This window comes from Sediminitomix flava (genome assembly GCF_003149185.1).
Classification (GTDB): domain Bacteria; phylum Bacteroidota; class Bacteroidia; order Cytophagales; family Flammeovirgaceae; genus Sediminitomix; species Sediminitomix flava.
Genome location: NZ_QGDO01000003.1, coordinates 192,282 through 205,756 on the forward strand (window position 1 = coordinate 192,282; position 13,475 = coordinate 205,756).

At 37.8% G+C, this 13,475-nt stretch carries 10 protein-coding genes; 7 read left to right on the forward strand and 3 right to left on the reverse strand.

All coding sequences use genetic code 11. The features are described from left to right. Positions 1–68 precede the first annotated feature (68 nt). Together BC781_RS12880 and BC781_RS12885 are read right to left on the reverse strand one after the other, a co-directional pair. The gene (locus BC781_RS12880; RefSeq protein ID WP_109618330.1) at positions 69–1,316 is read right to left on the reverse strand and encodes a DUF3370 family protein; all 1,248 of its coding nucleotides are present in this window, start codon (positions 1,314–1,316) and stop codon (positions 69–71) included. Positions 1,317–1,553: 237 nt separating this feature from the next. Further along, the gene (locus tag BC781_RS12885) at positions 1,554–2,258 is read right to left on the reverse strand and encodes a phytanoyl-CoA dioxygenase family protein (protein WP_109618332.1); all 705 of its coding nucleotides are present in this window, start codon (positions 2,256–2,258) and stop codon (positions 1,554–1,556) included. Positions 2,259–2,509: 251 nt separating this feature from the next. Between BC781_RS12885 and BC781_RS12890 the strand changes: the two genes are divergently transcribed. Continuing rightward, complete coding sequence (locus tag BC781_RS12890; protein ID WP_109618334.1) at positions 2,510–3,472, forward strand: Gfo/Idh/MocA family protein; 963 nt, start codon at positions 2,510–2,512, stop codon at positions 3,470–3,472. Positions 3,473–3,560: 88 nt separating this feature from the next. Here BC781_RS12890 and BC781_RS12895 read toward each other — a convergent pair whose 3' ends face one another. Then, positions 3,561–4,583, reverse strand: coding sequence for a LacI family DNA-binding transcriptional regulator (locus BC781_RS12895; protein ID WP_109618336.1), 1,023 nt, complete (start codon positions 4,581–4,583; stop codon positions 3,561–3,563). Positions 4,584–4,799: 216 nt separating this feature from the next. Here BC781_RS12895 and BC781_RS12900 point away from each other — a divergent pair, with 216 nt between their 5' ends. The 6 genes from BC781_RS12900 to BC781_RS12925 all read left to right on the forward strand — a co-directional run bounded on the left by BC781_RS12900 (position 4,800) and on the right by BC781_RS12925 (position 13,373). Then, positions 4,800–6,281, forward strand: coding sequence for a xylulokinase (locus BC781_RS12900; RefSeq protein ID WP_109618337.1), 1,482 nt, complete (start codon positions 4,800–4,802; stop codon positions 6,279–6,281). Between the two features lie 189 nt (positions 6,282–6,470). Next, positions 6,471–7,802: a xylose isomerase gene (gene xylA, locus BC781_RS12905; protein ID WP_109618339.1), complete on the forward strand. Its 1,332-nt coding sequence runs from the start codon at positions 6,471–6,473 to the stop codon at positions 7,800–7,802. A 134-nt stretch (positions 7,803–7,936) separates the two neighbouring features. Beyond that, on the forward strand, positions 7,937–8,611 hold the full coding sequence (gene fsa / locus BC781_RS12910; protein WP_109618342.1) for a fructose-6-phosphate aldolase: 675 nt from the start codon (positions 7,937–7,939) through the stop codon (positions 8,609–8,611). Positions 8,612–9,118: 507 nt separating this feature from the next. Further along, positions 9,119–11,164, forward strand: coding sequence for a transketolase family protein (locus BC781_RS12915; protein WP_109618344.1), 2,046 nt, complete (start codon positions 9,119–9,121; stop codon positions 11,162–11,164). A gap of 119 nt (positions 11,165–11,283) precedes the next feature. Next, on the forward strand, positions 11,284–12,606 hold the full coding sequence (locus BC781_RS12920; RefSeq protein WP_109618346.1) for a sugar phosphate isomerase/epimerase family protein: 1,323 nt from the start codon (positions 11,284–11,286) through the stop codon (positions 12,604–12,606). A 38-nt stretch (positions 12,607–12,644) separates the two neighbouring features. After that, the gene (locus BC781_RS12925; RefSeq protein WP_211323795.1) at positions 12,645–13,373 is read left to right on the forward strand and encodes a ThuA domain-containing protein; all 729 of its coding nucleotides are present in this window, start codon (positions 12,645–12,647) and stop codon (positions 13,371–13,373) included. The last annotated feature ends 102 nt before the right edge of the window (positions 13,374–13,475 follow it).

The following is a 13,475-nucleotide window of genomic DNA, read 5'->3' on the forward strand; positions in this document are numbered from 1 at the left end:
GAAAATCGGAGTCGACACCTATCGACTCCGATTTTTTTTTATGATCTAAAAAGTAAACAGGAATAAACCTAGTTGACTTGCAAGATCAATTGTTGACCTGTAGTGATTAAGCCAGGAATGTAAAAATCTAGCTTTCCGTTGAAGTTTGCTCCAGCAGGAATATTCCAAGTTGCTAACCACTGACGAGGAGCAGTTGGAGTTGTATAAATATTTTTCACGACTCCATTCATACGTAACGGTCCGTTATAAGTGAAAGAAGGACTGTTTACACTATTGGTGTAATTAGATGCGAAGTACAAGGTAACCTGTTTGGCAGTGCTATTCGGATTGTTCATTGCTAAAGTAATATCATAGCGGTGTCCGTAGTTTCCGTAGGTCTTATCGGCAGAGTCAGAAAGGCGTGTTACTGCTGGCGCATTCTGATCTTGTTGATACACTCCATTGTAAGCAAATTTACCACTTGTGTTCAATGCAAATCCTATGTAAGACTGCGAAGAAGGCAGCGAAATATCGGTACTACCTACCCATTCACTACTTTCATAAACACCTGCCTCACGTCCGTAAGCATTAGGGTTTGGAGAATAAATATCTCCATTAGCAGGTCCGCTCTGAGACTTGTTTATGGCATCTGTCAAACTACCCGTAGAGGTAACAACAGTATATACATAAGCACCAGCACTAGCAGTTACTTCAAATCTACCATCAATCATACTGTTATTGGCTACAGGGAGTCTCGCTATTTCATAAGCCTTGTATTTGTTGATGTTTACATTAGAGAAAGAGTAGCGTGGAGTGTTGTTTAGCCAATCTTTAGCGACATGAAAACTCTGACCTGTTCCAGCTCCTAAAAGAGGTTTTTCAGAGTTGGTGTACATAGAACCTTTACCCGAAACTGTAATAGCTGAATTATTCGGGTTAGTGACAAGTATGTGTACATACTTTTGACTTCCAGATTGGTTGATGTGGAAAAGGTAGATCGGAAATGTACCTGAAAGAGGTGTTGGAGCACCTCCACGAGTTGCATCTGTACGAGAGTTTTGCATGAGCCACCCCGTTCCTCTAAAAATTTCAGGGTTGTTACTTTTCCATACTTCTTTTTCTGTAGGTTGACCACCCAAATCTTCAAGCTGATCCAAAGGAACAATACTTGAAATAGAACCTGGTGTCCAATCTGCTTGAGTAACAGCAGACCTCAAATGACTACTCTGAGATGGGATTTGGTCATTGATTTCTTGTTGAAGTTGCGATTCTTCATGACAAGCACTCAATGAGAGTAAGCCAATCATCATTGAAATGGCAAGAGATGCTCTTTTCATCTTGTTATTGGTATAAGTTTTTAAATAAGTTACTTATAGTAAGGAGTTTATTAATTGTAATATGTACTCTTTTATGCTTTGTTATTTTTTAAGAGCATCATGTTGAGTGTTTATTATTTAAAGATTTTTAAGGTGAGAAATAGATAGTAGTTAAGGGGAAATTAAAAAATAAACCACCTTAGGTTACTTCCTAAGGTGGTTTAATACGTATATCAATGATAAATATATGCCCTAGTTTTAGACTCTTTCTTCGATCACTTCACTGGTAGAAAATTTATATCTCATGTTTCTGTAAACAGCGATATCTGTAATATCTTCTGGAGTGCCAAATGGTGTTGAACGGAAATTGACTGAAGTTCTGTAAGCTCCTTTTATAGGAAGCACACGATGCCAAGTATGACCATGTAAAAGGACAAGTGTTCCTTTTTTCGGAGTCAAAACTACTTGCTTATCGAGAGCTTCATCCGGTTTGCCAGAAGTAAGTTCTCCCATTTTATGTGAATTTGGGTAAACCAAGGTTTCCCCTCCAATCTCAGGTGTAATGTCGTGGGTATAGATGAGTCGATTTAGATTGAATTGTTTTGAGTTTTCGGGCGGACAATCTTGATGCCATGCCTGTCCTTTTGTTCCTTGTTTAGAGAACATAATCATACAGTAAAGAAGATTCCATTTATCCCCCAAAACCTGATTCGTAAGTTCATTAAGTCTTGGGTCGTTTTCGATCACTTGAAAGTCCAAAACACCTTCTCGAGCAGGGAACCATGGTACTACTTCTGTAGCTGATTTTTCAATGAATTCATCAGAATGATCCCAATCAGGAGTCATCCCGAAGTGGTCAATGATTTTTTGATTTAGTTGATCCATCAACTCATCTTCAAAAAAGTTTTCAATCACTAAATATCCTTCTTCCCAAAATTGTTGTGCATAAGCTGTTATATCCATTACTCTTAGTATATTTTATGGAGTTAGTAAAAAGTGAAAAAGAGTTCTTGTCAAAAAATTATAGAACTATGGAGTAGAAGTAAGTAAAATTAATTTCAAGTAGGTAGCTCCAAAAAAGAATGAAGTGTGTAAAATACGTTAATGAAGTAGTCGCGAAGTAGCTTAAGGTGTATACTTTGCTATATTTTTTTGTTTTTTGAGAATTGTTATAGCGCCTGAATAAGGTTTATTTTTTACCATATAAATGATTTATGAAAAAGATTAAATGGGGAATTATTGGTCCTGGAATTATTGCACATAGTTTTGCACAAGATTTTGCTCATGTTACTAAAGGAGAACTTGTGGCAGTTGCTTCTCGAAATGAAGAAAGAGCTAAAAAATTTGCTGATCAATATAAAATTCCGAAGGTTTATACCTCTTATGAATCGCTTTGTGAAGACCCAGAAATTGATGCGATTTATATTGCAACACCTCATAATTTTCATTACGATCAAACGCTTTTAGCTCTCCAATCAAACAAAGCCGTTTTATGTGAAAAACCCCTAACGCATATTGCTGAACAGACTGATGAGTTGATTGCTTTTGCAGAACAATCAGGTAATTATTTGATGGAGGGAATGTGGACTTATTTTTTACCTGTAATTCAGAAAGCGAAACAATGGGTAAAGGAAGGAAAAATAGGAAAAGTAAAGCATGTAAAATCTGAATTTGGTTATCCTGTTCCTTATGATACTTCAAGTAGATATTATGACCCAAAATTGGCAGGTGGAGCACTTTTGGATATGGGGGTATATAATGTAGCCATGGCTTGTTTCTTTTTTGATGGAAAAGAACCTTCAGATATTCATGTGGTAGCTCGTAAAGCAGAAAGTGGTGTAGATCACGATGTCACAACATTATTAGTTTATGAAGATGAGATTGCGAATTTGACGACAGCCTTTAGGTGTAAACTTCCCAACTCTTGTATCATTATAGGTGAGGAAGGTTATATCGAGATTCCAGATTTTTGGAGAGCAAAAGAATGTAGAAGGTATAAAATGGAAGACTGTGTAGAAGTCTTTGAAGATCATAGAAATGGGAATGGCTTTGAATTTGAGATAGAAGCTGTAAGTATTGATTTGTTAGAAGGTCGTAAGTCCTCTGAAGTCGTGCCTTGGGAAGTAAGTAAACATCTCCAAAGTGTGATGAAGAAGATTATGGAAAAGTTTGATTGATTTTTATCTCAGTATAGAATTTAAAAAAAAGAAAGGGTTTTAGTATCGCTAAAACCCTTTCACTTTTTATGATCTATTTTTTTATTAATTAGGTAGATTCTTTGACATCGAGTTTAGTTTCAAAAACTTTGATCTCATGAGGAAGTACTTCTTCCTCTTCTTCAATTTTTATTTCTTTGATCAACTGAGCTGCTGCGGCTCTTCCTATTTCAAAAGCAGGTTGTTCCATTGTTGTAATTCTAGGGGTAATGATATCGGTGATTGGGTCTCCAGCAAAACCAGTTACAGCAATATCATTTGGAACATTTAATCCTCTTTGTTGGAGTCTTTTGATCACTTCTACAGCCATATAATCATGCATACACATGATGACTTTAGGCGGATTTTCTTCCAAGAATACCTTACGAATAGCATCTCTTACGTCTAATGAAAGGCGTTCGCATTCGTAAACTTTAGCTTCAGATACTCTTTGCCCATAGTCACGTAAAGCTTGGATGTAACCTTCATATCTTTTTCGACTAATTTCAAGATTCATCGGACCACTGAAATAGGCAATATCATCATAGCCCTTTTCGAGCAAGTAAGCTGTCAGTTCGTAAGCCCCTTTAAAGTCATCTACAATTACTTGAGAAACATCAAGTCCTTCTGCTCCTCTGTCAAAAAGAACAACGGGTACGCCACTATCTTTAAGGTTAAGAATATGGTTATGATTTTGTGTTTCGCGAGATAGAGACATCAAAACACCCGCAGCTCTATTATTTCGTAAGATTTGCGACTGTTTGACTTCTTCTTCAAAGCTTTCATCAGATTGACAGATCATAATTGTATAACCACTCTTTTTTGCTTCAGATTGAATGCCTTCTAAAGCCGCAGCAAAGAAATGTTGCCTCGAAATCTCTGGAACAATTACACCTATAATACTACTTTTTTTACTGGCTAAGCCTGATGCTAATAAATTTGGTTGGTAGTTAAGTTCCTCAGCAAGAGCTTTTACTCTAGCCCGTGTTTTAGGATTTACATCAGGATGATCCTTCAGTGCTCTCGATACTGTTGATTTGGATACACCTAATTTGATGGAAAGGTCTGTGATAGTATAGTTTTTTTTTCTCATGTGTCCTGCAAATTCCCCTCTTGAAAAAATCTTATGTATGCTCAAAATTACACACAAAATATAGGCAATCCTTCCTGTTTTTGAAAATTGGAAACGGTTGCGAAACCGCTTTTTGATCTTGAGTTGGGTCACAAACCTTGATTATGTGTTTAGTCTACACTAGCATTGTAATGTCCACAGCGGACAAATAGAGTGAAACCATAAATTAACACGAATATGTATTTTCTGGGATATGACATTGGGACATCATCGGTAAAAGCGAGTATCATAGAGGCGGATACGGGTAAGTTGGAAGCATCGGCTTATTTTCCGAAAGAGGAACAACCTATTACGAGTCATCAGACCGCTTGGGCGGAGCAAGACCCAGAAATGTGGTGGAACTCATTGAAAGAAGCAACAAAAGAGCTTAGAGCTAAAGGGATAGATACAAAAAAAGTTATTGGTGTTGGTATTTCTTACCAAATGCATGGTTTGGTGGTAGTTGACGGTGAACTTCAACCTTTGCGTCCTTCTATAATTTGGTGTGACAGTCGAGCAGTCACACTTGGAGACAAGGCATTTAGGTCGTTAGGAGAAGAGTTGTGCCTTGAGCATTTGTTGAACTCACCGGGCAACTTCACTGCATCAAAACTAAAATGGGTCAAGGAAAATGAACCAAGTGTGTATGAGCAAATCTATAAGATCATGTTGCCAGGCGATTTCATAGCGATGCGCATGACTGGAGAAGTGAATACAACAATTAGTGGTTTGTCTGAAGGAATTCTTTGGGATTTTAAAGGCGAGCAACCAGCTCAGATTCTTTTAGAAGAATATGGAATTGACAAAGAATTGTTACCAGAATTATGTCCAACATTTGGTGAGCAAGGGAAAATTACGGCTACAATTGCTGAAGAGTTGGGTTTAGCTGAAGGTACAAAAATTACATATAGAGCTGGAGATCAACCTAACAATGCTTTATCACTTAATGTAATGAACCCAGGAGAAATAGCTGCAACTGCAGGAACTTCAGGAGTAATTTATGGCGTAAGTGATGAGTTGAAGTACGATCCTGCCTCTAGAGTAAATACATTTGCTCACGTTAATCATACAGAAGAAGAAAGACGTTTAGGTATTCTGTTATGTATTAATGGAACAGGCATTCAAAATAGTTGGTTAAAAAATGCAATGAGTAACCAATTAGGTTATGAAGCAATGAATACAGCTGCAGCTAGTGTGAACATTGGTTCTGAAGGGCTGCTAGCTTACCCTTTTGGAAATGGAGCTGAAAGAGTATTGGGAAATCAGTTAGTAGGCGGAAGTTTCCAAAATATCGACTTTAATAAACATACACAAGCACACCTTTGTAGAGCGGTTCAAGAAGGAATTGTATTCGCCTTCCGTTATGGTATTTCGATCATGCAAGAGATGGGCATGAATCCTACAGTAATTAGAGCTGGTAAGGCGAATATGTTCCAGAGCCCTGTATTTACAGCAACCTTGGCTGGGGTAACAGGTGCTCCAATTGAACTCTACGAAACAGATGGAAGTAGGGGAGCAGCAATGGGTGCAGCTTACGGTTTTGGTTATTTCGATTCATTTGATGAAGCCTTTAAATCTACGGATAAATTAGGCGTGATTGAGCCAGAAACAAACAAGTTAGAAGAGTACGAGAATGCTTATCAGCAATGGAAAATCAAGTTTGATGAGCTAGTCAAATAATTAAGAAAATAAAAAGTGATCAACTGACAACGGAAGCATTATTACAAGAAAAGGTGAAAGAGTTCTGTAATGCTATAAAAGATGTATGAGTGAGGTTGTTTGAGGTGTTTACTTCACTCTCATCTTTTCCGCTGAAGGTCACATAAGATATATAGAAGAAATTTTCACATTCATAAATCCATAAGAGCGATGAGCGTAGTATTAGGCAATCAAGAGTATTTCAAAGGTATTGAGAAAATTCAGTACGAAGGTCCAAATTCAAAAAATCCATTGGCATTCAGGTACTATGATGAAAACAGAGTAGTAGCTGGAAAAACAATGAAGGAGCACTTCAAGTTTGCTGGTGCGTACTGGCACAACATGTGTGGAGATGGTGGTGATCCATTCGGTGCAGCTACTCGTTTATTCCCATATGCTGACATTAAAGACCCTGTAGAGAAAGCAAAAGCTAAAATGGACTTTGCCTTCGAATTTTTCACAAAGCTAGGTTTACCTTATTACTGTTTCCATGATATTGATTTGGTAGATGAAGGGGCGAATGTATTGGATACAGAAAAGCGTTTGAGAGCAATTGTTGACTATGCAAAAGAAAAGCAATCAGCTTCAGGAATGAAATTGCTTTGGGGTACTTCAAACTTATTCTCGAATCCAAGATTCATGAATGGAGCGATGACTAATCCTGATTTCAATGTATTGGCATATGCTGGAGCTCATTTGAAAAATGCTTTGGATGCAACTATTGAATTGGGTGGAGAAAACTACGTATTTTGGGGTGGTCGTGAAGGTTACATGAGCCTTCTAAACACAGACATGAAGCGTGAAAAAGAGCATATGGCTCATATGCTTCACTTGGCGAAAGACTATGCACGTAAGCAAGGCTTTAAAGGTAACTTCTTTATTGAGCCTAAGCCAGCAGAGCCAAGTAAGCACCAATATGATTTCGATTCAGAAACTGTAATCGGTTTCTTGAGACAATATGATTTATTGGATGATTTCTACTTAAATCTAGAAGTCAACCATGCTACTTTGGCGGGGCACACTTTCCAACATGAATTACAAGTAGCTGTAGATGCAGGAAAACTAGGTAGTATAGATGCCAACCGTGGTGATTACCAAAACGGATGGGATACAGACCAATTCCCTACAAATGTCTATGAGTTAGTGGAAGCGATGCTTGTCATTTTACCTGGTGGTGGATTCCAAGGTGGTGGAGTTAACTTCGATGCAAAAGTAAGAAGAAACTCAACTGACTTAGTAGACATGTTCTATGCACACATTGGTGGTATGGACAACTTTGCTAGAGCTCTACTGATTGCAAATGATATCTTAGAAAATTCTGAGTATAACCAAATCAGAACTGATCGTTACGCTTCATTCGATAGTGGATTAGGTCAACAGTTTGAAGAGGGTATTTTGAAGTTGGAAGACCTGTATTATCATGCTGTTGAAAATGGTGAGCCTGCAAGAATCAGTGGAAGACAAGAGTACTTAGAGAACTTGATTAACATGTACATGAGATAAGCTTTATAAATGTGTTGATTATTTGAAATCTTAGTAGAGGCAAGCACTAACATTGTTTATGACTTGTCTCTACAAAACACATTCACGCTTCCATTAAGAAAACTGCTACAAATAACCATTTTAAACCAAAGACAATGAAATTTTTTATTGATACAGCAAACCTTGAAGAAATCCAAGCAGCTTATGATTTAGGTGTATTGGATGGTGTTACGACCAATCCTTCACTAATGGCAAAAGAAGGTATTGCAGGTGAAGAAAATGTAATGGCACATTATAAAGCAATCTGCGATATCGTAGATGATAAAGTAAGTGCTGAAATTATTTCAACTACTTATGAAAAAATGATTGAAGAAGGAGAAAGATTAGCTGCAATCGACCCTAAGATCGTGTTGAAGTTACCAATGATCAAAGACGGTGTGAAAGCTATCCGTTATTTCTCAAACAAAGGAATTCGTACAAATTGTACATTGATTTTTTCAGCAGGGCAAGCATTATTAGCTGCAAAAGCAGGAGCAACTTACGTATCTCCTTTCTTAGGTAGGTTGGACGATATTAGTATGTCTGGTGTTGATTTGATCGCAGATATCAAGACGATCTTTGATAATTATGATCTTGGTACTGAAATTTTATGTGCATCGATCAGACATCCAATGCACTTGTTAGACTGTGCTAAACTTGGCGCTGAAGTTTCAACTTCTCCTCTAAAAGTATTCTTACAGTTATTAAACCACCCACTTACAGACAGTGGTTTGGAGAAATTCTTGACAGACCATGCAAAAGTAAATGCTGAAGTCGCACAAGAGGCATAAGAATTAGGTTTTTGTGCTAAGATATAAGAACATGAGTTCGTTTTTATTTTTAAAATCTCTTGCATTGTGGAGACTGTGTTTCTTATTCAAATTGTAGTGTTCATTTCTTTCCTTGATGAAAGAAACGAACCAAAGAAAATCAAGCCACATAAAAAACGGTCAGTCCACTAGCTTTCGCTTCTCCGCTTTTGTGGCAAACAACCCACTAATACGCATAAGTGAGCTGCTTGTCCCATCGTGCGGAGCTAGGGTAGATTTATGGGGAGGACGATTGAATGGGACTTGACTTTTTTTGCTTCGTTTTTTGTGTCAAGACAAAAAATGAAGGCTACAATAATGTCAAAGGACTACTGAGTCCACTGTGTAAGGATATTTTTAATGGAAAGCAAAACACATTAAATATGTCTTAGTTCTTAAGATTTTCATTTTCATATTTTGGGGCAAGGCGGTGATGGATAAATTGATCACCGTCTTCTTTTTTTCAAATACCTTGACTTTTCGATCATCATGGAAAATAATATTCTACAAGATATAAATGTATCAGAGCTAGCAGCGAATAACATCCGTATTCTGTCTGCGGCAATGGTTGAGCAAGCAAAATCAGGACACCCAGGAGGTGCAATGGGAGGAGCTGATTTTATACATGTGCTCTACAGCGAATTTTTGAAGTTTGATCCGAAAGACCCTACATGGAATAACAGAGATCGTTTCTTCCTAGACCCAGGTCATATGTCTCCAATGCTTTACAGTGTGTTGGCATTGCAAGGGAAATATACTTTAGAGGAATTAAAGAACTTCAGACAATGGGGAAGCCCTACTCCAGGACACCCAGAGGTAGATGTCGAAAGAGGTGTGGAAAACACTTCTGGTCCTTTAGGGCAAGGACATGCTATGGCTGTTGGAGCAGCAATTGCAGAACGTTTCTTGGCGGCTAAGTTTGGTGAGTGGACAGCACATAAAACGTATGCTTATATTTCTGATGGAGGTATTCAAGAAGAAATCTCTCAAGGAGCGGGGCGAATAGCTGGTTTCTTAGGTTTGAGCAATTTGATTATGTTCTATGATGCAAACCAAATTCAGCTTTCGACTACCGTAGAGGAGGTAACGAGTGAAGACACAAAGGCAAAATATGAGTCTTGGGGATGGAGCGTGATTGAGATAGATGGAAATGACCATGCTCAAATTCGTCAAGCACTTTATGATGCACATGCAGAAGAAAGCAAACCAACACTAATTATTGGTAACACCGTAATGGGTAAAGGAGCTGTTGGTGCTGAAGGCGAATCTTATGAAGCTAAAACTTCTACTCATGGGCAGCCTCTTACAAATGCGGGTGCATCTTTTGCCAAGACAGTTGAAAACTTGGGTGGAGATCCTGAAAATCCATTCCGAATTTTTCCTGAAGTAGCAGAGCTTTATGCAGAGGTGAATACTTACAATCAAACGTATGTACAAAGCAGAAAAGCAACAGAAACTTCATGGGCTGAAGAGCATCCAGATTTAGCATTGAAATTGGATGATTTCTTCAAAATGAATACCATCGAGAATGTTGATTTTGCAAGTATCGTACAAAAAGAAAATGTAGCAACTAGAGCAGCTTCATCGGCTGTGTTGGCCACATTTGCAGAGAAAGTAGAAAACATGATTGTGTCTTCAGCAGATTTGAGTAACTCAGATAAAACAGATGGGTTCTTGAAGAAAACGACAACAATCACAAAAGATAATTATGGAGGCGCATTCCTTCAAGCAGGGGTATCTGAGCTTACAATGGCTTGTTTGGCAAATGGTATGGCACTTCATGGAGGTGTAATTCCTGTAGTCGGAACATTCTTTGTATTCTCTGATTATATGAAGCCTGCATACCGTCTTTCTGCTTTGATGGAGCTTCCGGTGAAGTATGTATGGACTCACGATGCATTCCGTGTGGGTGAAGACGGACCTACTCATCAGCCAATCGAGCATGAAGCGCAAATCCGTTTGATGGAACGTTTACAAAACCATCATGGAGAAAACTCGATGTTGGCACTTCGTCCTTCTGATGCAGAAGAGACAACAGTAGCTTGGGAAATGGCACTTAAAAATACAGCTACGCCTTCTGCTCTGATTCTTTCGAGACAAAATATCAAGAATCTTCCAGTAGTTGAGGGTACTCGTTGTGAGGCAGCTCAAGGAGCTAGAAAAGGAGCATATGTAGTTACTGATGTAGAAAACCCAGATATCCTATTGCTAGGAAGTGGTTCTGAAGTAGCTACGTTGGTAGCGGGTGCTGAATTATTGACAGAGTATAAAGTGAAAATTGTAGCAGTTCCTTCAGAAGGACTGTTCAGAAAGCAAGACAAAGCTTATCAAGCAGAAGTATTGCCAGCAGGAGTGCCAAAATTGGGACTTACAGCCGGTTTGCCAGTAACCCTTTTAGAGTTGGTAGGAGAGAATGGAAAAGTTTGTGGTCTGGATCACTTCGGGTACTCTGCTCCAGCAGGAGTACTTGATGAGAAGTTTGGATTTACCGCAGCACATGTTGCCAATGAAGTTAGAACATTTCTAAGTGAGTAATATATAACTTGAAATTGTTAAGAGGCGAAGGCCTCAGTCATGATTATGAGATACCGCCTGTCATTTTGATAGGCGGTATTTTTTCTCATAATATTTTATCCCTAAAAAACTTTTCTCGTATGATATTCCTCAAAAAAAATAGAAGATTACTTTCAATATTCTTTTTTCTTAATAGTTACCTCCTAGCATTTAATTTATTCGGACAATCCAATTTGTCAGAAACGGCACATAAAGATAGAATCATGTGGTATGCAGGAGATTGGGTAAGTTCCGTCTCTTCAAATTCGGATAGTATAGCTGAAAAACCAGAGTTAAGAGTAAGTTGCCGTCCAACAATGAATAACCAATCGTTGCAGGTTGAAGTCTTTCAAATGCAAGATGGTGTTTATAAAAATATTGTCTCAGAACAGTTGAGTTATGATCAGAAATCTGACTCTCTTTTTGCCTTAGGGCAAAACGGTGAGGGGGTGTTGTTTTTAGGAAAAGGAACATTCTCAAATCATAAAAATGGCTGGGATATGCTTGATATTGATATGAGTGGAAAGCCATTTATGACCGCTAAATTTACCTTTAATAATTTCACTGATTTATCTATTGAAGGTTTTGACCCTTCTGAAAAATCACTTTGGAAAGTGAAGTATATCAAACAGAATTCTAAGAGGAAAAATATCGGAATACAGTTGGTTTCTGTTCATGAAGATATGCTGAAAGATCCAGAAGGAACATTAAAACAATTGGGGCGAATGGGCTATAGTTTTGTAGAGACTTTTGTCTACTCAGATGGGCTTTTCTATGGAATGAAAGCTCAAGAATTTAAAGCCTCAGTCGAAAAGCAAGGAATGAAGTTTTTGGGTTCAATGACTTTCTATGATTTACCTCAAAAAGGAAAATGGGAAGAGGCTATGAAGTGGTGGCAAAATTGTATTGCAGATCATAAAAAAGCAGGTGTGGAATATCTTTCTACCTCAAATCATCAGCTAAAGCAAGTCCGTTCGGAAGAAGAATTGGAAGCTTATTGTAAGTACTATAATGCCGTTGGGAAACTCTGTAAAGAAAACGGTCTGACTTTCGTTTATCATAATCACGCCGATGAATTTCTTGAGGTGAATGGTAAGCCTATTTACGACTACTTTTTAGCCCATACAAATCCCGAATATGTATCATTTCAATCGGACTTATATTGGATGTATAAGGGAGGAGTAGATCCAAAAGATTATTTTGAGAAATACCCGAAACGTTTTGTGAGCTGGCATATGAAGGACGAAAAAGAATTGGGAGAAAGTGGAAAGATTGATTTTAAAGAACTGATCAAGTTAAAAGAATTAGCAGGCTTACAATATTTGGTTGCAGAAGTAGAAGACTATTCTTATCCGCCTTTATTTAGTGTGAATTTGGCATGGAGATATATTTTTTATGACTTATTAGATGAAATCAGCCAATGAGATCTATCCACAAATTTTTGATTCTAACTCTATTACTTATGTCTTTTACTGAAGAAGCTCCAGCGCAAAATCAATTTAAGGTATTGCTTTTTATACATCATGATGATTGGCACTCAGACTGTATTCCTGTAGCTGTTGAAGCGTTTCAGGACATGGCTCAGAAAAATCAATTTGCTTTCCGATGGACTCAACGCCCAAATGAGCTTCCAACATTGTTGCCACAGTGTGATGTTGTTATTTTTCTGAATACCAATACTGACTTTATGGATAGCTCACAAGTAGAGGCATTGCAAGAGTTTATTCACAAAGGAGGTGGTTTTGTAGGGATTCATGGTGCATCGGCATCCATAAAACGAAATGAATGGTATGATAAATTAGTAGGTGGTGTTTTTGTAGATCATCCGAAATTGCAAGCAGGAGTAGTTCATAATGTGGGCGATTTTCCTGCTACTTGGCATTTGCCTCAGAAGTGGCTTTGGAGTGATGAATGGTATAATTTCTCTCATATTGATGTGAGCAAACTCAATGTGATCCTTACCGTAGATGAATCTACTTATGATTATACACTTGGCTATGATGAAATCCCTTTGAAAGGCATGGGAAAAGACCATCCTGTGGCTTGGTCTCATCATTTTGAAGGTGGAAGTGTTTTTTATACTTCATTGGGGCACAAACCCGAAGTTTACAAAGATGAAAACTTCTTAAAACACATCTTTGGAGGGATATATTGGGCAAGTAAAAAAGTGAAAAATATAGAATCTAAATAGGTCTTTAAATGGAATGTAGCTAAATATCAATATATAAGTGTTTTTTTGACTTATATTCTTGCTTAGCTACTTCCTAGACCATATTTATTTATGTAAATTAGT